The organism is Streptomyces sp. OR43, assembly GCF_008042275.1.
GTDB lineage: Bacteria > Actinomycetota > Actinomycetes > Streptomycetales > Streptomycetaceae > Streptomyces.
The window spans coordinates 303,823-326,468 of record NZ_RDBK01000008.1; the positions used below are offsets into that span (position 1 = coordinate 303,823).

The window sequence follows — 22,646 nt, forward strand, 5'->3', positions numbered from 1 at the left end:
CCGGGTGCCGCTCCAGGACCTGGTGCGGGGCGCCCTCGCCGGGGATCTGCACAACAACTGCCTCGTGGTGGGGGCGCTCGCGCTCACGGCGGCGCTCGCGGGCGACGGGGTCGACTCGCTGCGGCCCGCGGAGGCGCCCTGGCCCGCCCGGCCGTTCGAGGCCTGACTGACTGCCGGCCTGCCTGGCAGTCAGGCGGCGCGTCGGTCTGGCAGCCTGACGGTACGTCGGTACGTCGGTACGTCGGCCTGACGGAACGCCCGGCGATGCTTGGCGCAGGCCGGCCGCTACGTCTTCGCGCCCCCGATCGGAAAAGATGCTGATCCGATCGGGGGACCTCTCCGCCGCGCTCCATCCGATTCGCCCACCCGCCTGAACTACGCTCGGAACGCCCTGACCGGAGTCCCGGCGGGCGACGCGTGCAGCGAAGTGGAGCGTGGCCCGTGACGGATCAGGCGGTGGACACCAGCGGCCCGGCCGAGGCAGCGGGGACCGAGGAGCCGGCCGCCGTCGAACCACCCCGATTCTTCGGCCGCGAGCGCGAGTTGAAGGAACTGCGGGCCGATATCGAACGGGCCGGACTGGACACCATGGCCGGTCGCAAGAGCGGACGGGCCCGGGTCCTGCTGATCGCCGGGCGCCCCGGGTCCGGCCGTACCGCGCTGGCGGACGAACTCGCCCGCAGACTGCTCGCCGCGGGCGACTACCCCGACGGGATGATCCGTGTCCGGCTCACCGAGCCCGGTGGCGGCGCTGTCCCCACCGAGCGCGCCGCGCGCGAACTGCTGCGCGGACTGGGCGTGGCCGGACCCCCTGGCGCGGACGCGGACGAACTGTCCGAGATGGTCCGCGAGGCGCTCGCCGTACGCCGTGTCCTGCTCCTGCTCGACGACGCCCCCGACGCCGAACAGGTCGACCCGCTGCTGCCGGACAACCCGGACTGTCTCGTCATCGCCACCGCGCAGGGCCCGCTGACCGGGATCCCCGGCGTCCGGCCCTGCACCCTCGGCGGCCTGGACGCCGGCTCCGCCGTCGAACTGCTGGCCGGAGCGATCGGGCAGGTCAGGATCACCGTCGACCCGCTGACGGCCGAGACGCTGGCGGAGGAGTGCGGCGGGCAGCCCGCCGCACTCGTCATGGTCGGGGGCTGGCTGGCCGCCCGCCCGACGGCCTCGGTCGCCGATGTCACCAAACAGCTGCGGGAGCTGCCGGACGACACCGAGCAGTCCGCCGGGGCCCGCCCGCTGGCCCGTGCCTTCCGGCTGGTCCACGACTCCTTGCCGCCGACCGCCGCCCGGATACTGCGGCTGCTCTCGCTCGCCCCGGCCGGACTCGCCGACGCCCACACGGCCTCGGCGCTCGCCGGCTGTTCCGTCTCGGCCGCCCGGACCACCCTCGACGACTTCGTGCGGCTGGGGCTGCTGCGCAGCGACGGGGCCGAGCAGCCGCAGTACGAGGTCCCGGGCTGCCTCGCGGAGCTGCTGCGGGCGCTGCTGGAGGACCGGGACCGCCCGGCCGAGATCCAGCTCGCGCAGGCCCGGATGCTGGAGCGAACCGTGCGCCTGCTCCAGTCCTGCCGCGCGGTCACCGAACCGGAGGGCTCCCCGTCCCGGCGCAAGCTCGCCGGGCTGCCCCGCTCCCTGCGGTTCCCCGGCCCCGAGGCGGCCGCCGCCTGGCTGCGGATCCGCAGGCCCGCCCTGGTGGCCTCCGCTCGGATCGCCGTCGAGGACGGTGAACTCGACACCCTGGCCCGGCGGTTGGTGGCCGCACTCGTACGGGCGCTGGCCGCGCACGAAGGCACCGAGGCGGCCGCGCCCGAGCTCTACGGGCTGCACGGTCTGGTGCTGGCCGTCGCGGAGCGGCGCGATCTGCCCCGGGAGCGGGCAGCCGCCCTCCTCAACCTCGCCGATCTGGACGCCGGGACCGGCAGGACCCGGGAGGCGCTGGTCCGCTACCGGGCTGCCCTGGACGCCGGACGGGCCGCGAAGGACCCGTACGCCACCGGCCGGGCCATGGAATCCGTGGGCGGCGCCTATGCGGAGCTGGGCGACTTCCACCGGGCCTCCGACTGGTACGGCCGGGCGCTGGCCCAGCGCCTCACCCAGGGCGAACGTGCCGACGAGGCGAGGCTCTACGGGCGCCTCGGCACTGTCCACACCTACGCGGGGCGGTACGGCGAGGCGCTGCGGAACTGGCGCGCGGCGGCTGCCGGCTACCGCAGGCTCGGCGATCTGCCCGCCCACGCCCGGGCGCTCAGCGAGGTGGCCCGGGTCCAGGAGTACGCGGGCCGTCCGCAGGAGTCGCTGCAGACCTGCCGGGAGGCCGTGGAATGGGCGCGGCAGGCCAAGGACCTGCGGCTGCAGGCCGCACTGGAGCTCCGGCTGGCCGACACTCTCGACCGCCTCGGAGACCCCGCGGCGGCGGGGCTGCACAGGGGTGCGGCCGAGAGATTGCTGGGCGAGGAGCGTGCAGCCTACGAAATCCGTAGTGCGACGACAGAAAATTAATGCTTTGTAAGGCTAGACAGCGAGAAGCCCTTCATTAGACTGGCTCTGCCGCGGGCGTTCGCGGTGTCTCCATTTACGCTGTGTCTATCCGGGTATGTATAGCTATGCCCGGATAACCCTCTGAGCCAAGGACCGTGATCGACGTGAAGGTCGGCATCCCCCGCGAAGTCAAGAACAACGAGTTCCGCGTGGCGATCACGCCTGCCGGTGTGCACGAACTCGTCCGTCACGGCCACCAGGTCGTCGTCGAGGAGAACGCCGGGGCCGGCTCCTCCATCACGGACGAGGAGTACGTCGCCGCCGGGGCGCAGATCCTGCCCACCGCCGACGAGGTCTGGGCCACCGCCGACCTGCTGCTGAAGGTCAAGGAGCCGGTCGCCGAGGAGTACCACCGCCTCCGCAAGGACCAGACCCTCTTCACGTACCTGCACCTCGCCGCGTCCCGGGCGTGCACGGACGCGCTGCTGGAGTCCGGCACCACCGCCATCGCCTACGAGACCGTCGAGACCGCGAACCGCGCGCTGCCGCTGCTCGCCCCGATGTCCGAGGTCGCGGGCCGGCTGGCCCCGCAGGTCGGCGCGTACCACCTGATGCGTTCGGTCGGCGGCCGCGGTGTGCTGCCCGGCGGCGTCCCGGGCACCGCGGCCGGCAAGGCCGTCGTCATCGGCGGCGGTGTCTCCGGCTGGAACGCCACGCAGATCGCCGTCGGCCTCGGCTTCCACGTCACGCTGCTCGACAAGGACATCAACAAGCTCCGCGAGGCCGACAAGATCTTCGGCACCAAGGTGCAGACCGTCGTCTCCAACGCCTTCGAACTGGAGAAGGCCGTCATCGAGGCCGACCTCGTCGTCGGTGCCGTGCTGATCCCCGGAGCGAAGGCCCCGAAGCTGGTCACCAACGAGCTCGTCGCCAAGATGAAGCCCGGAAGTGTACTTGTCGACATTGCAATTGATCAGGGCGGTTGCTTCGAGGACTCGCACCCGACGACGCACGCCGAGCCGACCTTCATGGTTCACGACTCGGTCTTCTACTGCGTCGCGAACATGCCGGGCGCGGTCCCGAACACCTCGACCTACGCCCTCACCAACGCGACGCTTCCCTACATCGTGGAGCTCGCGAACCGTGGCTGGGCCGATGCGCTGCGTCGTGACGCCGCGCTCGCCAAGGGCCTCAACACCCATGACGGACAGGTCGTTTACCGCGAGGTGGCCGAGGCGCACGGTCTCGACCACGTCGAACTGGGCACGCTTCTCGGCTGACGGGTCAACAGCCTTCGTCAACCTCACGCGTCCGGCCGGACCTTGCCGAGCAAGGTCCGGCCGGACGCGTGTCGGGCCTTCCCGGGGCCGCGCGCAACTCGTCTCGAACGTAACCCTTTAACCGATTCGTGCACCTGCGAAAAGTACGCCCGAGGGGCTGCGCGCCCTTGACAGCGGGGTGTTCGATTGCCGACACAACGGGCCGGGTCCGGCGGATTGTGTTGCTGCGGACCGGTGACACGCCATAGAGTCGCCAATCGTCGGCATGGTGCCACGCTGACCTATCGATAAGTTTCCTGGTCACGTCCAAGGAGGTAAGACGACTTGTGAATGAGTCGACATTTACTCCCGGGGGTGTTCATCCAGGGATGCCGGCGCGGGGCCAGAGCCCGAACGGGCTGGAGGCTGTCGGCTCCGTCGCTGTCCGCACCTTCGCCACCCACCAGCACATGACGACAGCCCCCCAGATGATGGACGGCCTACACGTGAACGCCATGGCCGGCAACGAGAGTGGCCGGGACACCGCCCACTTCGCCGACTTCGACGAAGCGCCCCAGGGGCACTTCTACGACCCAGACGCCGAGTACGAGCCCGATCCGGAGTACGCGGCCACCCTCGCGCCCGACGCCGCCCGGCAGCGCCGCGAGCGGATCGGCCCGACCGGCCGGCCCCTGCCCTACTTCCCGATCCCGGGCCCGCTGACCGATCACGGCCCCGCGAAGATCATCGCGATGTGCAACCAGAAGGGCGGCGTCGGCAAGACGACGTCGACCATCAACCTGGGTGCCGCGCTCGCGGAGTACGGCCGGCGCGTCCTGCTCGTCGACTTCGACCCGCAGGGAGCCCTGTCCGTCGGCCTCGGCGTCAACCCGATGGAGCTCGACCTCACCGTCTACAACCTGCTCATGGAGCGGGGCATGGCGGCCGACGAGGTCCTCCTGAAGACCGCCGTGCCCAACATGGACCTGCTGCCGAGCAACATCGACCTGTCGGCCGCCGAGGTCCAGCTGGTCAGCGAGGTCGCCCGCGAGTCCACGCTGCAGCGCGCCCTGAAGCCGCTGATGGCCGACTACGACTACATCGTGATCGACTGCCAGCCCTCGCTCGGACTGCTCACCGTGAACGCGCTGACCGCCGCGCACAAGGTGATAGTGCCGCTCGAGTGCGAGTTCTTCGCGCTGCGCGGAGTGGCCCTGCTCACCGAGACCATCGAGAAGGTCCAGGAGCGGCTCAACCCGGACCTGGAGCTCGACGGCATCCTCGCCACCATGTACGACTCCCGTACGGTGCACAGCCGCGAGGTCCTCGCGCGCGTCGTCGAGGCATTCGACGATCACGTCTACCACACGGTCATCGGGCGCACGGTCCGCTTCCCGGAGACCACGGTCGCCGGGGAGCCCATCACCACGTACGCCTCCAACTCGGTCGGTGCCGCCGCCTATCGCCAGCTCGCCAGGGAGGTGCTCGCCCGGTGTCACGCCGAGTGAGTCTGCCCGGGGCCGACGAACTGTTCCGTACCACCGGGGGGATGGGCCTGCAGTCCTCGTCCCCCGCGGAGCGGCGGCGCAAGGCGAACGGTGAGACCCGGGTACCGGCTCCGGCCGGCGAGGCCGATTCCGCGGACGGCACGCCGGGGGAGGGCTCCGAAGCCTCCGAGGGCCCGGCTCCCTCCTCGCAGGAGGAGCACTCCGCGGCGGACACCGACGCCAACGCCGGCGGATCGCGCAGCCGCGGCGGCGAGAACGACCGCGTCGCGGTGGCCGCCCAGGCGGGCCGCCGCCCGCAGCCGCCGTCCTCGCAGGAACCGGTGCCGGCCCCCGTCGTCCAGCAGCAGCGCAGACGGGGCGGCGGGCGCGGCGCGAACCGGCGGCCCAGCGGCCGGGAGCGCCACGACGAGAAGATCACGGTCTACGTCTCCGCCGAGGAGCTGATGGACCTCGAACACGCGCGTCTCGTACTGCGCGGCGAGCACGGCCTCGCCGTCGACCGCGGGCGGATCGTCCGTGAGGCCGTCGCCGTGGTCCTCGCGGACCTGGAGTCACGGGGCGACGCGAGCATCCTCGTCCGGCGGCTGCGCGGCCGCTGAGCGGTGCGGCGCCGGTAGCCTGCCCGCAGGGCGGCCGCCGGCCGAGCGGCGCGGCCCGTATCCGTACGGGCCGCCGCCCGCCGCCCGTCTCCCCTCGCACCCTGGATCTCCATGCCGACACCCGACCAGTCCGCCCGTGCCTCCCGCCGCCCCCTGGGCCGCGGGCCGGGCGGCGGACCCGTGCCCGGGGACGGGCCGGCAGCGCGGGACGTTGCCCCGCTGCCGGTCCCGGCAGAGGACGAGGTTGTTCCCGGCGAGGTTCCGGCAGCGGACAAGGTTGTTCCGGACATGGTTCCGGCAGCGGACGAGGTTGTTCCGGACGGGGTTCCGGCAGCGGGCGAGGTGCTCGAAACCGTAGATCCCGCAGCCGAGCCGGCTCCGGTCCTCGGCCCCGGCCCCGCCTCCGCCCCCGCCCCCGACGACGGGCGTTTCACCGTCCGGCTGGCGAACTTCGAGGGCCCGTTCGATCTGCTGCTCCAGCTCATCTCCAAGCACAAGCTGGATGTGACCGAGGTCGCTCTGTCCAAGGTCACCGACGAGTTCATGGCCCACATCCGGGCCATGGGGCCGGACTGGGACCTCGACCAGACCACCGAGTTCCTCGTCGTCGCCGCGACCCTCCTCGATCTGAAGGCCGCCCGGTTGCTGCCCGCCGCCGAGGTGGAGGACGAGGGCGACCTGGCGCTCCTGGAGGCCAGGGACCTGCTCTTCGCAAGGCTGCTGCAGTACCGCGCGTACAAGCGCATCGCCGAGATCTTCAGTGCCCGCCTGGAATCGGAGGGCCGGCGCTTCCCCCGTACCGTCGGGCTGGAGCCTCACCACGCACAGTTGCTGCCCGACGTCGTCATCAGCATCGGGGCCGAGGGCTTCGCCCGGCTCGCGGTGAAGGCGATGCAGCCGAAGCCCCGGCCGCAGGTCTACATCGACCACATCCACGCCCCCCTGGTCAGCGTCCGCGAACAGGCCGGGATCGTGGTGGAGCGGCTCCGCGAGGCGGGGGAGATCAGCTTCCGGGAGCTGACCGAGGACGCTCCGGACACCCTCACCGTCGTCGCACGGTTCCTCGCCCTGCTGGAGCTCTACCGGGAGAAGGCCGTCGTCCTGGACCAGGAGGAGGCGCTCGGCGAGCTCACGGTGCGCTGGGCCGGGGGAGAGGGAGCCGGGCCCACCGTGACGGACGAGTTCGATCAGGAGGCACAGAACGTGCAGGACGCACAGCGGGACGTGAAGGAATGAGCGAGCAGGACATCACCGGCACCGCCGTCGCGGACCTCGACCTCAAGCCCGCGCTGGAGGCCGTCCTCATGGTCGTCGACGAGCCCGCGACCGAGGAGCACCTGGCCAAGGTGCTGGAACGGCCCCGGCGGGCCGTCGCCGACGCGCTGCGGGAACTGGCCGACGAGTACACCGTCCAGCGCCGCGGATTCGACCTCAGACTCGTCGCGGGCGGCTGGCGCTTCTACACGCGCCCGGAGTACGCGCCCGCGGTCGAGGGCTTCGTCCTGGACGGGCAGCACGCCCGTCTGACGCAGGCGGCACTGGAGACCCTCGCGGTGGTCGCGTACCGCCAGCCGGTGAGCCGGTCGAGGGTCTCGGCGGTGCGCGGCGTGAACTGTGACGGGGTCATGCGGACCCTGCTCCAGAGGGGTCTGGTCGAGGAAGCGGGCGCGGAACCCGAAACAGGTGCGATCCTGTACAGGACGACGAACTACTTTCTGGAGCGAATGGGCCTGCGTGGCCTGGACGAGCTCCCGGAGCTCGCGCCCTTCCTCCCCGAGGCGGACGCGATCGAGGCTGAGACGCTAGAGGGTGTGCCGTCGTTCGATCCGGACGCACCGGACACCCCGGATACTCACGCACACGACAAGACGGAATTTTGATGCGAAGCAGTGGCAGGAACAGCGGCAGCAGCGGCGCCGGCGGCAGGAGCGGCGGCAACAGCGGCGGCGGCTCCAGGAGCGGCGGCAGCGGCGGCGGCAGGAGCAGCAGGAACAACACCGGCACGGGCCGCAACAGCAACCCGAACCCCCGGACCTCGGGCTCCGGGCGCGACGACAAGCAGGAGCAGCGTCCCCGCCGCCCCCGCCCCGAGGAGCGCCGCTACGACGTCGGCAACGACAAGCCGGGCGGCGACGGCGGCACCCGCAAGGGCCGCGGCGACGCTGCCCGCGGCGGCGCCAAGGGCGGTCCGAAGGCGGCGTCGGGCGGCTCCAGGGGCGGCGGCCGGCGTGCCCCGTACGGCTCCCCGGCCCGCTCGCGCGAGCTCGACGCCAAGATCGAGCAGCGCAACCGCGACAGGTACGCGGACAAGCCCGAGATCAAGACGCCCAAGACCCACCCGGGCGCCGAGCAGGAGGGCGAGCGGCTGCAGAAGATCCTCGCCCGGGCCGGCATTGGCTCGCGCCGCGCGTGCGAGGAGCTCATCGAGCAGTCCCGCGTCGAGGTGAACGGCGAGATCGTCGTCGAGCAGGGCATGCGCGTCGACGTGCACCACGACGAGATCAAGGTGGACGGCCTGACCGTCGCCACCCAGTCGTACCTCTTCTTCGCGCTGAACAAGCCGGCCGGTGTCGTCTCCTCCATGGAGGACCCGGACGGCCGTCAGTGCCTCGGCGACTACGTCACCAACCGTGAGACGCGTCTCTTCCACGTCGGCCGGCTGGACACCGAGACCGAGGGCATCATCATGCTCACCAACCACGGCGAGCTGGCCCACCGTCTCACCCACCCGAAGTACGGCGTGAAGAAGACCTACCTCGCCGCCATCCAGGGCCCGCTCCCGCGTGACCTGGGCAAGCGGCTCAAGGACGGCATCCAGCTGGAGGACGGGTACGCCCGCGCCGACCACTTCCGCGTCGTCGAGAACACCGGCAAGAACTACCTCGTCGAGGTGACCCTCCACGAGGGCCGCAAGCACATCGTCCGCCGGATGCTGGCCGAGGCCGGCTTCCCCGTCGAGCGCCTCGTGCGCACCTCGTTCGGGCCGATCCCGCTGGGCGACCAGAAGTCGGGCTGGCTGCGCCGCCTCACCAACACCGAGGTGGGCATGCTGATGCGCGAGGTCGGTCTGTAGATCACCCCGCCGGTCCGCAGCTTCCGCGGACCGGCCGGCCCCGCTCACGGCCCGCGGCCGGTTCCGGTTTTCGATTTCCGATTTTCGAACAGGAACCGGCCGCGGGTCTTTTGCTGCCACCGTTCCGCCTTTATAGTCAGAGTGACTATTAAGGAGGCGGGCGTGAGTCTCGCGGATGTACTCGACCCTCTGCAGCGGCCCCTGGTGACGGTTCTGGACACCCCGGTCAGCTGGACCGAGGTGCTGGGCTTCGGCAGCGGTGCGCTGTGCGTCTGGCTCGTGGCCCGCCAGCATCTCGCCAACTGGCCGATCGGCATCGCCAACAACGTCTTCTTCATCCTGCTGTTCGCCCAGTCCGGTCTGTACGCCGACGCCGGACTCCAGATCGTCTTCATCGCCCTTGCCGCGTACGGCTGGTGGACCTGGACCCACGGGGGTGGACCAGGGACGGACGGCCTGCCGGTGCGGCGCACCACCCGCACCGAATGGACCGGGCTGCTCGTGGCAGGGGCGGTGGGGACCCTCGCGCTGACCGTTCTGCTCGACCGGGCGACCGACTCGACGGTGCCCTTCTGGGACGCCCTGACGACCGCCCTGTCGCTCACGGCGACGTACGGGCAGTGCGGGAAGCTCGTCGAGTCGTGGTGGCTCTGGATCGCCGCGGACGTGGTCTACATCCCGCTGTACGCGTACAAGGAGCTCTATCTGACCTCGCTGCTGTACGCCGGATTCCTGACGCTGTGCCTGATCGGCCTGCGCAACTGGACACGGGACCTCGCCGCCCGCGCCCCGGAGCCCGTGGAGGCCGTGGCATGAAGCGTTTCGCACACGGGCTGGTGCTCGGGAAGTTCTATCCGCCGCACGCCGGCCACCACCACCTCGTCCGCACCGCCCGGGACCGCTGCGAGCGGCTGACCGTGCTGGTCTGCGCCGCCTCGGTGGAATCGGTGCCGCTCGCCGACCGGGTCGCCTGGATGCGCGAGGTGCACCCGGACGTGACGGTGGTGGGCGCCATGGACGACACCCGGATGGATCTCCACGACCCGGCGATCTGGGACGCCCACATGGCCGTCTTCACCGGGGCCGTGCCCGAGCCCGTGGACGCCGTCTTCACCTCGGAGGAGTACGGGGACGAACTGGCCCGCCGCTTCGGCGCCGAGTCCGTCTGCGTCGACCCGGACCGCACGGTCTTCCCGGTCTCCGGAACCGCCGTCCGCGCGGATCCGGCCGGCTGCTGGGACTTCCTCGAACCCCCGGTCAGGGCGGCGCTCACCCGGCGGGTCGTCGTCCTCGGCGCCGAGTCCACCGGGACCACCACCCTGGCCCGTGACCTCGCCGCGCACTACCGGCGGCGCGGCGGCATCTGGGCGCACACCGGTTACGTGGCCGAGTACGGGCGTGAGTTCAGCGAGCAGAAACTCGCCGCGCTGCGCGCCCGGTGGCCCGGGGCCCAGTGGGAGGACGTCTCCTTCACCACGCACGACTTCCCCCTCATCGCCGAGACCCAGAACGCCCGCGAGGAGGCCGCGGCCCGCGCCGGTTCCCCGCTCCTCGTCTGCGACACGGACTCCTTCGCCACGACCGTGTGGCACGAGCGGTACGTCGGCGGCCGCAACCCCCTGGTCGAGCGGACGGCCGACCGGGTCACCCATCATCTGTGGCTGCTCACCGACCACGAGGGCGTCGCCTTCGAGGACGACGGACTGCGCGACGGCGAGGAGCTGCGGCCCTGGATGACCGACCGCTTCCGGGCCGAACTCACCCGCACGGGAAGGACGTTCACCGAAGTCACCGGCAGCAGGACCGAGCGGCTGGCCGCCGCCGTCGCGGCCGTGGACACCCTGCTCGCCGACGGCTGGGACTTCGCCGCGCCCCTCCCGGAGCGACGGTGAACGCCGCCGCGCCCCAGGGCTACGACCCGCACGCCTTCGAACCGTTCGCCGTCACCGTCGACCTCGCCGTCTTCACCGTGCGCGAGTCCCGGCTCCACGTCCTGCTCGTCGAACGGGGCGAGGAGCCGTACAAGGGCCACTGGGCGCTGCCCGGCGGCTTCGTGCTGCCCCGCGAGTCGGCGGGGACCGCGGCGCGCAGGGAACTGGCCGAGGAGACCGGGCTGACCGAGGACGCCGTCCCGTCCCTCCACCTGGAGCAACTGCGCACCTACAGCGAACCGGACCGCGACCCGAGGATGCGGGTCGTCTCCGTCGCCTACGCCGCCCTCGTGCCCGATCTGCCCGAACCGCGCGGCGGCGGCGACGCGGCCGGCGCCCGGTGGTGGGACGCCGGGCGGCTCGGGCCGCTCGCCTTCGACCACGACGTCATCCTCGCCGACGCCCGGGCCAGGATCGGCGCCAAACTCGAGTACACCTGCCTGGCCACCGCGTTCTGCCCGCCCGAATTCACCCTGGGAGAGCTCCAGCAGGTGTACGAGACGGTCTGGGGCGTCGAGCTGGACCGGCCCAACTTCCGGCGCAAGGTCCTCGCCACACCCGGATTCGTCCAGGCCGTGGAGGGACCGCCGCGCCGCACCGGAGGACGGGGAAAACCGGCCGCCCTCCACCGGGCGGGTGCCGCCACCGCCCTGCACCCTCCACTGCTGCGACCGGAAGGAAGAAGCACGTGATCGTGACCAGGACCCTCACCAAACAGGCCGCCACCGGCGCGCTGACCGGGCTCGCGCTCGGCGACGCCCTGGGCTTCCCCACCGAGTTCAACAACGTGCCGTCGATCCTCGCCAAGTGCGGGCCGTGGCGCCAGATGCGGCTGCCGAAGCCGGCGTTCGTCACCGACGACACCCAGATGACCCTGGCTCTCGGACGCGGAATCCGTACCGCCATGGACCGCGGACTGCTCACTCCGCTGCGCCTGGCGCGGCCGGTGCGCGAGGAGTTCGTCGACTGGTACCACTCGCCCGACAACAACCGCGCCCCCGGGCGCACCTGCATGACCGCCTGCCGTCTGCTCGACAGCGACCGCCTCTGGCAGGAGGCCAGCCAGACCGGTTCCAAGGGCTGCGGCGCCAACATGCGCGTCGCGCCCGTCGGACTCGTTCCCGGGCTGAGCGAGGAACAGCGCGCCGGCGCCGCCCAGCTCCAGGCGGCCCTCACCCACGGACACCCGACCGCACTCGCCGCGTCCGACCTGACAGCCCGCGCGGTGTACCTGCTGGCCCAGGGCGCGGAGCCGATGGGCCTGGTCGGCCAGCTGCGCAGCTACGCGTACGAGAACAGCAACCGCTACCTCACCCGCTGGCTCGGCGACCTCTGGCGCCACGCGGGCGACGCGTCCCCGGAGCTGTACATCCAGCGCGGCTGGGACGAGTGCCTCACCGCCCTGGCCCGGGTCCAGGACGCCCTGCGCCATCCGTCACCGGAGACCGACCCCTGCGAGAGCACCGGCGACGGCTGGGTCGCCGAGGAGGCACTCGCCACGGCCCTGCACTGCTTCCTGCTCTTCCCCGACGAGCCCGTCACCGCGCTGCGCCGCGCCGCCTGCACCCGGGGCGACTCGGACTCGCTCGGCTGCCTGACCGGCGCCCTGGCCGGCGCGCATCTGGGCTCGGCGGCCTGGCCCAAGGAGTGGTCGGAGCGGATCGAGTACCGGAGCGACCTCCTGTCCCTGGGGGCGCTCTGGGACGCTTGAGCCATGCTCACGAACACCGCGCTCCTCCAGGAGGCCGGGCTGCCGGTCACCGACCTCGGCCCGGTCATCGCCGGGGAACGCCACCCGCTGCTGTTCGCCACGGTCTCCGGCGCGCATCTGTACGGGTTCCCCTCCCGGGACTCGGACGTGGACCTGCGGGGGGTCCACGTCCTGCCCGCCGAGGACCTGGTCGGCCTCCGCGAGCCCGAGGAGACCCGCTCGCGGATGTGGGACAGCGACGAAGGGGTGGAGATGGACCTGGTCACCCACGATCTCCGCAAGTTCGTCCGGCTGATGCTGAAGCCGAACGGCTACGTGCTGGAGCAGTTGCTGTCACCGCTCGTCGTGCACACGAGCGCCCTGCACGCCGAGCTGGTGGCCCTCTCGCCGGCCGTCCTCACCCGCAACCACGCGCACCACTACCGCGGATTCGCGAACACCCAGTGGCGGCTCTTCGAGAAGACCGGCGAACTGAAACCGCTCCTGTACACCTTCCGGGCGCTGCTCACCGGCATCCACCTGATGCGCAGCGGCGAGGTGCTGGCGCATCTGCCCACGCTGCTCACCCGGGTGCCGGCGCCGTCCTACCTCCCCGGGCTGATCACGGCCAAGGCCGCCGCCGAACACGGGGGAGCGGACGGGGTGGACGCCGAGGCGGTGGCCCGGGACGTCGAGTCGCTGCACCGCGTGCTCGACGGCGCCCAGGCGGAGTCGGGCCTTCCGGACGGGGCGAGCGGATTCGACGCACTGCACGAACTGGTGGTGCGGGCGCGCCTGACCCACGTCCCGGCCGGCTGAGCAGGCCGCCCGGCGCTGTCAGCCCGCTTCGCACGCCAGGGCCGACGCCCGCCGGGCGCGGATCAGGAAGTCCTCGACCCGCGCCCGGTCCGGCCGGTCGGGCAGCGGGGAGACGGCGGCGGCCTCGTCGTTCTCCTCGGCCAGCGACGCCATCCGCCGCTCCACCTCCGGCCAGGCGACCTCGCCCCGCTTGACGGCCAGCAGTTCCTCCCGGGCCGCGCCCACGTCGATCGTGAGCTCTCCCGTAAGCAGCAGGTCCCGGCAGCTCGCCAGCAGCCGCAGCAGATGCATCGCGTGCTTCCAGCGCGGCGCCCCGTACTGCCGGACGTCCGCCTCCAGCTTCCGGCGCTGGCCCAGCGCATACCGGACGAAGGTCTGATGGGCCTGCCGGGACAGGAACGCCTCGCGCAGGGAGAGGAGCTCACGGCCCGTCGCGTCGACCCGCTCCACCAGGGGCGAGTGCAGGCACTCCAGCACATTGGGGTTGGCCCGCAGAGCCAGTTCGCAGAACCGTTCCAGCTCCCAGGAGAACTGCTCGTCGGCCGGGCCTTCGACATGGGTCGGCGGCTTGTCGAACCGCCAGAACAACGGGGTCGGAGCGAGGAACACCCCGCGCCGGTCCGTGTCGCTGCCCTCCGTCGCGAGCCCGAAGGCGCGCGAGCCCATCACACAGGAGTAGACCGTGTGGTCGCGGACCAGGGACTCGACGTCGGGGGAGATCATGCGGGGAGGGTACGCGCCCCGCATGACCACGCGCCGCCGCCGCGTCTCACGGACAGGGCGCCCCGGCGCGGCATGCCGCTGCCACCGTAGGCTGAAAAGGCAAGCGCAGGCGCGGCAGGAACAGGCAAGGAGCACGACGTGGCGGTACGAGCGGTCCGTGGAGCCGTCCAGCTGGAGCGGGACGAGGCCGGACACATGGACGAGCAGGTCAGTGCCCTGCTCACCACCGTCCTGGAGCGCAACAGCCTGGTCGCGGACGATCTGATCAGCATCTGGTTCACGGCCACACCCGATCTGCACTGCGACTTCCCGGCCGCCGCGGCACGCGGCATCGGTATCGTCGACGTACCGCTGATCTGCGCCCAGGAGCTGGACATCGAGGGGGCCATGCCCCGGGTGGTGCGGATCCTCGCCCATGTCGAGACCTATCTCGCCAAGTCCGAGATCGCCCATGTCTACCTGGGCGCCACCGCCTCCCTTCGCAAGGACATCGCCCAGTGAGAACCGCCGTCGTCATCGGAACGGGCCTCGTCGGCACCTCCGCGGCCCTCGCCCTCGCCGGGCGCGGCATCAAGGTCCACCTCGTCGACCACGACCCCGAGTCGGCCCGTACGGCGGCCGCCCTCGGAGCCGGTACGGACGAGCAGCCCGAGGGCCGCGTCGACCTGGCGATCGTCGCCGTGCCGCCGTCCCACACCGCGACCGTGCTCGCCACCGCCATCAGCGGCGGCGTGGCACGCGGCTACCTGGACGTCGCGAGCGTGAAGGGCGGACCGCGCCGCGAGCTGGAGGCGCTCGGCGTCGACCTCACCCCGTACATCGGTACGCACCCGATGGCCGGCAAGGAACGGTCCGGCCCGCTCGCCGCCACCGCCGACCTCTTCGAGGGCCGGCCCTGGGTCCTCACGCCCACGCGGGACACCGACACCGAGGTCCTCAACCTCGCGCTGGAGCTGGTCGCGCTCTGCCGCGCCGTCCCGGTCGTCATGGACGCCGACGCCCACGACCGTGCCGTCGCCCTCGTCTCCCACACCCCGCAGCTGATCTCGTCGATGGTCGCCGCCCGCCTGGAGGAGGCCGACGAGACCGCGGTGCGCCTGTGCGGCCAGGGCATCAGGGACGTCACACGGATCGCGGCCTCCGACCCCCGGATGTGGGTGGAGATCCTGTCCGCCAACCCGGGCCCGGTCGCCGACGTCCTCGCGGGAGTAGCCGCCGATCTGGAGGAGACCGTCACCGCGCTGCGCGGGATGCAGTCCGCCGACGAGGACAAGCGGCGCGAGGGCACCGAAGGCATCCAGGACGTCCTGCGCCGCGGCAACGCCGGCCGGGTCAGGGTCCCCGGCAAGCACGGGGCCGCCCCCGCCTCGTACGAGGTCGTGGCCGTCCTCATCAGCGACCGCCCCGGCGAACTGGCCGGGATCTTCGCGGACGCAGGCCGGGCCGGGGTCAACGTCGAGGACGTACGGATCGAGCACGCCACCGGCCAGCAGGCGGGCCTCGTCCAGCTGATGGTCGAACCGAGCGCCGCCCCGGCCCTGAGCGCCGCCCTGCGCGAGCGGGGCTGGTCGATCCGGCAGTAGGACCGTCTCCCGGGCCCTTGGGGCGCCGGGCCGGGAGGCACTTTTCCACAGGGGTGGTCGGGCCCGCCCCGGCACTCGGTAACCTTGTGCGGGGCGGGTTCACGCGTCCCGTCCCGCCCGCCCCGTGTACCAGGAAGCGGCCGCAGTGATCGTCGCCATCGACGGCCCCTCCGGAACCGGCAAGTCCAGCACGTCCAAGGCCGTCGCCGCCCAGCTCGGCCTCAGCTACCTGGACACCGGTGCCCAGTACCGGGCGATCACCTGGTGGATGCTGAACAACGGCATCGACGTGCACGACGCGGCGGAGGTGGCCACCGCGGCCGCCAAGCCGGTCATCGTCTCCGGCACCGACCCCACCGGCCCGACGATCACCGTCGACGGCGAGGACGCCTCCGGCCCGATCCGTACGCAGGAGGTCACCTCCAAGGTCAGCGCCGTCAGCGCCGTCCCCGAGGTGCGCACCCGCATCACCGAGCTGCAGCGCACCATCGCCGCCGGAGCGGCGAAGGGCATCGTCGTCGAGGGCCGCGACATCGGCACGACGGTGCTGCCCGACGCCGACATCAAGATCTTCCTGACCGCGTCCCCGGAGGCCCGCGCGGCCCGTCGCAGCGGCGAGGTCAAGGGATCCGATCTGGCCGCCACCAAGGAAGCACTGATCAAGCGGGACGCCGCCGACTCCGGCCGCAAGACCTCGCCGCTCGCCAAGGCGGGCGACGCGGTCGAGGTGGACACCACCGAGCTGACCCTCCAGCAGGTCATCGAGTGCGTCGTCACCCTCGTCGGGGAGAAGCAGGCCGCCCGGTGACACCTGCCACGGGCGCGCCCACGCTGCGCGGAGCGGCGGTCGGGCGCGGCATCGGGATCGGGCTGATGTACGGGCTCTTCAAGCCCCGCGTACTCGGCGCCTGGCGGGTCCCCGCCTCCGGACCCGTCATACTCGCGGTGAACCACTCGCACAACATCGACGGGCCGATGCTGATGGGCACCGCGCCCCGGCCCGTCCACTTCCTGATCAAGAAAGAGGCGTTCGTCGGCCCCCTGGACCCGTTCCTGCGCGGAATCGGTCAGCTGAAGGTGGACCGTTCGATCGCCGACCGCACCGCCATCACCCACGCCCTCGGCGTGCTGGAGGACGGCGGAGTGCTCGGGATCTTCCCCGAGGGCACCAGGGGCGAAGGAGACTTCGCCTCGCTGCGCGCCGGACTGGCGTATTTCGCGGTACGCAGCGGGGCGCCGATCGTGCCCGTGGCCGTACTGGGAAGCACGGAGCGCCGCGGACGGTTGATATCGGCACTGCCGCCGTTGCGCAGCCGTGTCGATGTCGTGTTCGGTGAAGCGTTCGACGCGGGTGATGGCAGCGGCCGGCGGACGCGCACGGCGCTGGACGAGGCGACGGTGCGCGTCCAGGGACGGCTGACCGGCCACCTGGAGCAGGCCAGACGCCTCACCGGGCGCACCGCGTAAGACTTGAGTAGTGGACCGCGTGCTGCGTGGTCCATCGATGATGATGCAAAGAGGAACGGACTTCATGAACGACCAGATTCACTCCGGCGGCTCGGACCACGAGCACGGAGCGCTTGGCGATGCCGAGTACGCGGAGTTCATGGAGCTCGCCGCGCAGGAGGGGTTCGACCCCGAGGACGTCGAGGGTGCCATCGGCGCGGCCGGTCACGGCCCGCTGCCCGCGCTCGCCGTTGTCGGCCGCCCCAACGTCGGCAAGTCGACCCTGGTGAACCGGATCATCGGCCGTCGCGAGGCCGTGGTCCAGGACAAGCCCGGCGTCACCCGTGACCGCGTCAGCTACGAGGCCGAATGGGCGGGCCGCCGTTTCAAGGTCGTCGACACCGGCGGCTGGGAGCAGGACGTGCTCGGGCTGGACGCCTCCGTCGCCGCCCAGGCCGAATACGCGATCGAGATGGCCGACGCGGTCGTCTTCGTGGTCGACTCCACGGTCGGCGCCACCGACACCGACGAGGCCGTCGTCAAGCTGCTGCGCCGGTCCGGCAAGCCGGTCGTGCTCTGCGCGAACAAGGTCGACGGACAGAGCGGCGAGGCGGACGCCACCGCGCTCTGGTCGCTCGGCCTCGGCCAGCCGCACCCGGTCTCCTCGCTGCACGGCCGCGGCACCGGCGACATGCTGGACGCCGTGCTGGAGGCGCTTCCCGAGGCCCCGGCCCAGTCGTTCGGCACGGCGGTCGGCGGCCCGCGCCGCATCGCGCTGATCGGCCGTCCGAACGTCGGCAAGTCCTCGCTGCTCAACAAGGTGGCCAACGAGGACCGCGTCGTCGTCAACGAACTGGCCGGCACCACCCGTGACCCGGTCGACGAGCTGATCAACCTCGGCGGCATCACCTGGAAGTTCATCGACACGGCGGGCATCCGGCGCCGCGTCCACCTCCAGGAGGGCGCGGACTACTACGCCTCACTGCGTACCGCGGCCGCCGTCGAGAAGGCCGAGGTCGCCGTGATCCTGATCGACTCCAGCGAGTCGATCAGTGTCCAGGACCAGCGCATCGTCACCATGGCCGTCGAGGCCGGGCGTGCCATCGTCCTCGCCTTCAACAAGTGGGACACCCTCGACGAGGAGCGCCGCTACTACCTGGAGCGCGAGATCGAGACGGAGCTCGCGCAGGTCGCGTGGGCCCCGCGGGTCAATGTCTCGGCCCTCACCGGCCGTCACATGGAGAAGCTGGTCCCGGCGATCGAGACCGCGCTCGCCGGCTGGGAGACCCGTATCCCCACCGGCCGGCTGAACGCCTTCCTCGGTGAGATCGTCGCCTCCCACCCGCACCCGATCCGTGGCGGCAAGCAGCCCCGCATCCTGTTCGGCACCCAGGCGGGCACCACGCCGCCGCGCTTCGTGCTCTTCGCCTCCGGCTTCCTGGAGCACGGGTACCGCCGGTTCGTCGAGCGTCGGCTGCGTGAGGAGTTCGGCTTCGAGGGCACGCCGATCCACATTTCGGTGCGGGTCCGCGAGAAGCGCGGCCGCAACAAGTAGGCAGCTGCGGAGCGCCGGGAGCCCTGCGCCTGCGGAAGGCGCAGGTGCAGGGCGGCGCACTGCACAGCCTCCAAGGCCTCCAGGGCCCTCCAAGGTCTCCCAGCGCCCCCGCGAGACCGCTGAGGCCTCCGAGGGGCCTTCAACGGCCTCCTGGGCGCACGACGGAGCCCCGGACCGCTCGTCCAACGAGCGGTCCGGGGCTCCGTCGTGCGGTCAGGCTCCCCGTGAGCCCGGCGGCAGCGCCGCCGCCGTCCGGCCCCCGCCCGCGTGCCGTCCGACCCGCTGCCACGAGCCGAGACTCCCCGTGTGGCTGCTCGGGCCGCTGCTCTGTCCGCCCGTACCGCTCGCGGTACTCCCCGCTCCACCGTGCCCGGAGTGCCCCGAATGGCCGCTCAACGGGGCGCGGGAGCCGAAGAACCCGGAGCCGAAGGCCGGCAGGCCCAGACTCTCCTCGCCACTCCGATCACCCGGCAGCGCCCTGAACGACCTGCGGTACTCGGAGTACAGCGCGTCGTAGATGGGGGTGTGGGACGGGCCGCCCGAGGGGTCCTGCGCGGGACGCATGGCAGGGATCGGGCTCGGACGCTGGTGGGAGGGGTCGTATGAGTGCACGTATGTGCCAACGACCCTGCCGCCCGTCGGATGCGGGCCCGCGGGAGAAATAGCTGTTCGCCGCGGGTGCGCGGGGTGCGCGGTCATGATCAGGTTCCGGCCAGCGGCATCGCGGCCGCGACCAGCAGCCCGCCGGCCGCGGCCTTCTCCAGGGCGTCGCGCAGCAGGTCCTCGCGGGGCTGCTGGCCGATCGAGCCGGCCGGGGCGGCGTAGACCAGCACGGTCTGTGACTTGTTGGCCGCGGTCCGCCAGCCCTCGGTGACCTGGAGCGGCGCGTGCGCCTGCCACCAGGCCACCGGGGCCCCGCCGCCCGTCCCCGGCTGGAGCACGGCGTGCAGCTGTCCCATGGCGAGCAGGATCGACCAGCCGTGCAGTACCTCGGGGACCTGGTCCATCCGGTGGACCGGGCGGAAGTTCTGTTCCAGCAGCAGCTGGAGGAACTCGTCACCGGCACTGCCGTCGGTGCCCGGGCGGGCGATGGCGCCGGTCGGCTCGACGACCAGGGCGGGGTGGAGCTCGTCGTCGATCAGGACGAGGCCGCTGGTGATCCCGAGCACCGCCTGCTCGGGCGTCAGGCGTTCCGGGGCCTCCTGCTCGCTGCCGGTGATGCTGCGCACGGCGCCCTGCAGCTGTTCCTCGGCGACCTGGACCACCTGCGAGGGGATGCAGCTCGCGTGGGCGAAGGCCAGGACGGCGGTCTCGTCGCCGACGAACAGCACCGTGCTGGTGCGCTCCTGCTCGGAGTCGCCGGGGGTGCGGCAGGAGGTGCAGTCGTAACTGCCGGGGGCGTTGTCGCCGACGAGCAGCCGGTCGGCTTCGGCGTCGCCGATCTCGGCGCGTACGTCCTCGCTGACGTCGAGCATGCGCGGCACGGGTGGCTCCTCGAACTCGGTACGTGCGCCGGGCGGTTCCCGGCTCATGAAGGAGACAACGGGTGAGCCGCTGCCGGGGTCACGCGGGAAGGGGAACGGAATCGAACCGCGCAACGTGTTCGAATCGGCGAAACCCTGCTAAACGTGGACAGACCGCAGGCGGGGTGAAGCGTGCCGTATGCAGGTGAGCCGCCCGGCGGCGAGGCGCCGGCCCGCCCGCGGGCGGCCCGCCGGGCCGGAACGCGGTCGTCTACGGCCGCTCGGGCCGGGAGCCGCTCGGCGCGGCTCCCGGCGGCCCGTGCGAGGCCGTAATGCGGAGGGCCGGCGTGTCCGCTATACGGGCGGAAGGAGGGTGGGCCGACGGCGTGGTGGGATGGTGTGGATATCGTCACCTACGGATAAGGGTGCGATAAGGAAGGGTGAATTCCTGGTGGTGCGTTCCTTTACGGATAGCCACTCCGGCGGAAAGTCGGCACGCTCTGGGCGTGATTATTCCGCTCGTTTTTCAGCTCTTTTTTGATCGCTTCGCTGATCGTTTTCTGTCCTGTGTGATTACTGTGCGTTCGATGGCGACTCATGCGTCCGAACGAATGACCATGTGGAGAACGCGTGTAGTGATCCTGTGACACAAGTGTGACCGGCGAGGTACGTGAGGATGCGGTGCGACAGGGTGGCGCCCCCGCTTCCGTCGCGGTCGGGAGCCGCCTACGGTGAGAGGCATGGCACCCGTACCGACTCCTTCCGCCCAGCCCGACGACACTCCCGGCGCCTATGTCGGCCTCGCTTCCGAGGCCGCCGAACGGCGGGCCCGGGAGCGAGGCTGGACCACGGTCAGAGCCCTGCCGCCAGGCACCGTGATCACCATGGAGTTCCAGAGCGGCCGGATCAACTTCGAGGTCGAGGCGGGCGTCGTCAGGCGCTGCTGGACCGGCTGAGGACGCGATGCCGGGTGGCGACCGCCCGCCCCGTGCATGACGGAAGGCCCCGACCGGAGTCGGGGCCTTCCGTCATGCACGGGCATGGTGCGCGCTGTGCCCGGGTTCCACGGGTTCAGCCGCCGGCCACCGGCCGGGCGGGGGCCGGGCCGCCGCGGGGCGTGCGCTCCGTGTGCGGTGGGCGGCGGCTGCCCGCCGGGGTGACCGGGGGCCGCTCGGAGCGCGCGGTGTGGCCCGGATGCGCGGGCGGGGCCGTGTGCGCCCGGGGGCGCCCGCCGGTGGCCGTGACCACCGTCGTCTGGTGTCCGCCGGTGCCGGAAGGTTCGCGGGCGGAGCCCTGTGCCGCGTCACCCCTGGCCGACAGGCCTGCCGGTACCGGCCGGACAGCGCCGGCCGGGGCGGGTTCCGGTGCCGCGGTCCTGCCGCGGGCGCTCAGCCGCTCGCGGGCCGCGAAGATCCAGTCCTCGGCCCGGGTGATCAACGGCTCGACCCAGGGCAGGCCCAGGAGGATCAGCAGCCCCGCCGCCCAGCCGAGCACCACGTCGCTGAGCCAGTGCGTACCGAGGTAGACCGTGGTCAGGCCGACGCCCAGCGAGACGATCGCGGACATGGCCGACAGATAGCGCCTGGCGCGCGGAGTGGCGGCCAGATAGGCGAGGATTCCCCAGGTCACGACGGCGTTGGCGGTGTGGCCCGAGGGAAATATATCGCCGCCGGCGAAGAGCTCGGCCGATCCGATCTGCGTCGCGTAGTGCGGGCCCAGCCGGCCGAGGCCGATCTTGACCGCGCCCACCGTCACGTTGAGCAGCAGCAGCGAGGCGCCCAGCGTCAGCAGGGGCCGCAGGGTGTGCTGCCGCCAGGAGCGCCAGCCCAGCCAGCAGGCGACCATGACGGCCGTCGGTCCGCGCTGGCCGAGGACGACGTAGTAGTCGAGGAAGGCGTGGATGCCGGGCCACTGCTGGTACGGCCGGAAGAGCATGACCTTCCAGTCCAGGGTCACCAGCCAGGACGACATGAGCACGGCAATGACGATGGCCAGATAGAACGCCAACGTCCCGCCGAAGAGAGCGATGCGGTGAGGGCTCATCCGCGGTGTCTCTATCTTCGGCGGTTCCGGCTCCCGGTCCAGACGGGCAAAGATGTCGGTACGCACCCAATCGACGTTACAGCGAGTGAGTGGGTGAGCCTGTCGATCCGGCCGCTTTGTGATGACGATGTGATGTGGACTATGTCTCAGCCCGAGCCGATTTTCTGAGTTTCCGGGAGTCCGGAATTCCTTTCGACGCATTCATTCGGCAGATGTTTCCGTCCCTGCATTCGGTGAGGAACGGAAAGGTGTTCCGTGCGGCGAAGCGTATTCGCCGCGACCCCTCACGAGAGGGAACGGACGGTGTCGGTCCGGTTACTGGACGCCTTCGGATGGCGCGCGCCGGAGGTCCTCGGGGGCTCCGGAGCCCGTGGTCCGTGCGGCTGGAGGGACGGTCGTCGCAGGTCGGCGTGGTGCCCGGACAGGGGCCGGGTCGGGCGCCCGGAGTGGCGTACGCCACACTCGTCGGC

22 protein-coding genes and 1 pseudogene are annotated in these 22,646 nt (G+C 71.7%); 19 read left to right on the forward strand and 4 right to left on the reverse strand.

Going from position 1 to position 22,646, the window contains the following annotated elements; translation table 11 throughout:
• The 13 genes and pseudogenes from EAO72_RS05370 to EAO72_RS05430 all read left to right on the forward strand — a co-directional run.
• Nucleotides 1–166, forward strand: a pseudogene (locus tag EAO72_RS05370) (ADP-ribose pyrophosphatase); the annotation flags it as partial.
• Between the two features lie 275 nt (nucleotides 167–441).
• Entirely contained in the window at nucleotides 442–2,505 is a 2,064-nt protein-coding gene (locus tag EAO72_RS05375; protein ID WP_148016030.1) for a tetratricopeptide repeat protein, read from the forward strand.
• 143 nt (nucleotides 2,506–2,648) lie between these two features.
• Complete coding sequence (gene ald, locus EAO72_RS05380) at nucleotides 2,649–3,764, forward strand: alanine dehydrogenase (RefSeq protein ID WP_148016433.1); 1,116 nt, start codon at nucleotides 2,649–2,651, stop codon at nucleotides 3,762–3,764.
• A gap of 368 nt (nucleotides 3,765–4,132) precedes the next feature.
• Complete coding sequence (locus EAO72_RS05385; RefSeq protein ID WP_148016031.1) at nucleotides 4,133–5,251, forward strand: ParA family protein; 1,119 nt, start codon at nucleotides 4,133–4,135, stop codon at nucleotides 5,249–5,251.
• The gene (locus EAO72_RS05390) at nucleotides 5,248–5,850 is read left to right on the forward strand and encodes a hypothetical protein (RefSeq protein WP_148016434.1); all 603 of its coding nucleotides are present in this window, start codon (nucleotides 5,248–5,250) and stop codon (nucleotides 5,848–5,850) included. Before EAO72_RS05385 ends, EAO72_RS05390 begins: the two co-directional genes overlap by 4 nt.
• Nucleotides 5,851–5,961: 111 nt before the next feature.
• Complete coding sequence (locus tag EAO72_RS05395) at nucleotides 5,962–7,086, forward strand: segregation and condensation protein A (RefSeq protein ID WP_148016032.1); 1,125 nt, start codon at nucleotides 5,962–5,964, stop codon at nucleotides 7,084–7,086.
• A complete protein-coding gene (gene scpB / locus EAO72_RS05400) occupies nucleotides 7,083–7,730 on the forward strand; it encodes an SMC-Scp complex subunit ScpB (protein ID WP_148016033.1) in 648 nt (215 codons plus the stop codon). The genes EAO72_RS05395 and scpB overlap by 4 nt, the downstream gene beginning before the upstream one ends.
• Nucleotides 7,730–8,923 (forward strand): pseudouridine synthase, encoded by a 1,194-nt coding sequence (locus EAO72_RS05405; RefSeq protein ID WP_148016034.1) that lies wholly within the window; start codon nucleotides 7,730–7,732, stop codon nucleotides 8,921–8,923. The genes scpB and EAO72_RS05405 overlap by 1 nt, the downstream gene beginning before the upstream one ends.
• Nucleotides 8,924–9,085: 162 nt before the next feature.
• Nucleotides 9,086–9,739: a nicotinamide riboside transporter PnuC gene (gene pnuC / locus EAO72_RS05410; protein ID WP_148016035.1), complete on the forward strand. Its 654-nt coding sequence runs from the start codon at nucleotides 9,086–9,088 to the stop codon at nucleotides 9,737–9,739.
• Nucleotides 9,736–10,815 carry an AAA family ATPase gene (locus EAO72_RS05415; protein WP_148016036.1) on the forward strand — a complete coding sequence of 360 codons (1,080 nt, stop codon included), beginning with the start codon at nucleotides 9,736–9,738 and terminating at the stop codon, nucleotides 10,813–10,815. The genes pnuC and EAO72_RS05415 overlap by 4 nt, the downstream gene beginning before the upstream one ends.
• Nucleotides 10,812–11,546: an NUDIX hydrolase gene (locus EAO72_RS05420; protein ID WP_148016037.1), complete on the forward strand. Its 735-nt coding sequence runs from the start codon at nucleotides 10,812–10,814 to the stop codon at nucleotides 11,544–11,546. The genes EAO72_RS05415 and EAO72_RS05420 overlap by 4 nt, the downstream gene beginning before the upstream one ends.
• Complete coding sequence (locus tag EAO72_RS05425) at nucleotides 11,543–12,565, forward strand: ADP-ribosylglycohydrolase family protein (protein WP_148016038.1); 1,023 nt, start codon at nucleotides 11,543–11,545, stop codon at nucleotides 12,563–12,565. Before EAO72_RS05420 ends, EAO72_RS05425 begins: the two co-directional genes overlap by 4 nt.
• Before the next feature lie 3 nt (nucleotides 12,566–12,568).
• Nucleotides 12,569–13,363, forward strand: coding sequence for a nucleotidyltransferase domain-containing protein (locus tag EAO72_RS05430; protein ID WP_148016039.1), 795 nt, complete (start codon nucleotides 12,569–12,571; stop codon nucleotides 13,361–13,363).
• 18 nt (nucleotides 13,364–13,381) lie between these two features.
• Here EAO72_RS05430 and EAO72_RS05435 read toward each other — a convergent pair whose 3' ends face one another.
• The gene (locus EAO72_RS05435) at nucleotides 13,382–14,086 is read right to left on the reverse strand and encodes a nucleotidyltransferase domain-containing protein (RefSeq protein ID WP_148016040.1); all 705 of its coding nucleotides are present in this window, start codon (nucleotides 14,084–14,086) and stop codon (nucleotides 13,382–13,384) included.
• 138 nt (nucleotides 14,087–14,224) lie between these two features.
• Between EAO72_RS05435 and aroH the strand changes: the two genes are divergently transcribed.
• From aroH to der, 5 genes are all read left to right on the forward strand, one after another.
• A complete protein-coding gene (aroH, locus tag EAO72_RS05440; protein WP_148016041.1) occupies nucleotides 14,225–14,587 on the forward strand; it encodes a chorismate mutase in 363 nt (120 codons plus the stop codon).
• Nucleotides 14,584–15,669, forward strand: a complete 1,086-nt coding sequence (locus EAO72_RS05445; RefSeq protein ID WP_148016042.1) for a prephenate dehydrogenase — start codon at nucleotides 14,584–14,586, stop codon at nucleotides 15,667–15,669. Before aroH ends, EAO72_RS05445 begins: the two co-directional genes overlap by 4 nt.
• A gap of 145 nt (nucleotides 15,670–15,814) precedes the next feature.
• Nucleotides 15,815–16,477, forward strand: coding sequence for a (d)CMP kinase (gene cmk, locus EAO72_RS05450; RefSeq protein ID WP_410090058.1), 663 nt, complete (start codon nucleotides 15,815–15,817; stop codon nucleotides 16,475–16,477).
• Nucleotides 16,474–17,136 (forward strand): lysophospholipid acyltransferase family protein, encoded by a 663-nt coding sequence (locus tag EAO72_RS05455; RefSeq protein WP_148016044.1) that lies wholly within the window; start codon nucleotides 16,474–16,476, stop codon nucleotides 17,134–17,136. The genes cmk and EAO72_RS05455 overlap by 4 nt, the downstream gene beginning before the upstream one ends.
• A 64-nt stretch (nucleotides 17,137–17,200) precedes the next feature.
• Nucleotides 17,201–18,670 (forward strand): ribosome biogenesis GTPase Der, encoded by a 1,470-nt coding sequence (gene der / locus EAO72_RS05460; RefSeq protein ID WP_148016045.1) that lies wholly within the window; start codon nucleotides 17,201–17,203, stop codon nucleotides 18,668–18,670.
• A 213-nt stretch (nucleotides 18,671–18,883) separates the two neighbouring features.
• Here der and EAO72_RS05465 read toward each other — a convergent pair whose 3' ends face one another.
• Complete coding sequence (locus tag EAO72_RS05465) at nucleotides 18,884–19,234, reverse strand: hypothetical protein (RefSeq protein ID WP_148016046.1); 351 nt, start codon at nucleotides 19,232–19,234, stop codon at nucleotides 18,884–18,886.
• A 137-nt stretch (nucleotides 19,235–19,371) separates the two neighbouring features.
• A complete protein-coding gene (locus EAO72_RS05470; protein ID WP_148016047.1) occupies nucleotides 19,372–20,154 on the reverse strand; it encodes a hypothetical protein in 783 nt (260 codons plus the stop codon).
• 719 nt (nucleotides 20,155–20,873) lie between these two features.
• On the opposite strand from EAO72_RS05470, the gene EAO72_RS05475 reads away from it, so the two are divergent.
• On the forward strand, nucleotides 20,874–21,089 hold the full coding sequence (locus EAO72_RS05475) for an I78 family peptidase inhibitor (protein WP_148016048.1): 216 nt from the start codon (nucleotides 20,874–20,876) through the stop codon (nucleotides 21,087–21,089).
• A gap of 115 nt (nucleotides 21,090–21,204) precedes the next feature.
• Here the strand turns inward: EAO72_RS05475 and EAO72_RS05480 are convergent, their stop codons facing one another.
• A complete protein-coding gene (locus tag EAO72_RS05480) occupies nucleotides 21,205–22,242 on the reverse strand; it encodes a phosphatase PAP2 family protein (RefSeq protein ID WP_148016049.1) in 1,038 nt (345 codons plus the stop codon).
• Between the last annotated feature and the right edge of the window lie 404 nt (nucleotides 22,243–22,646).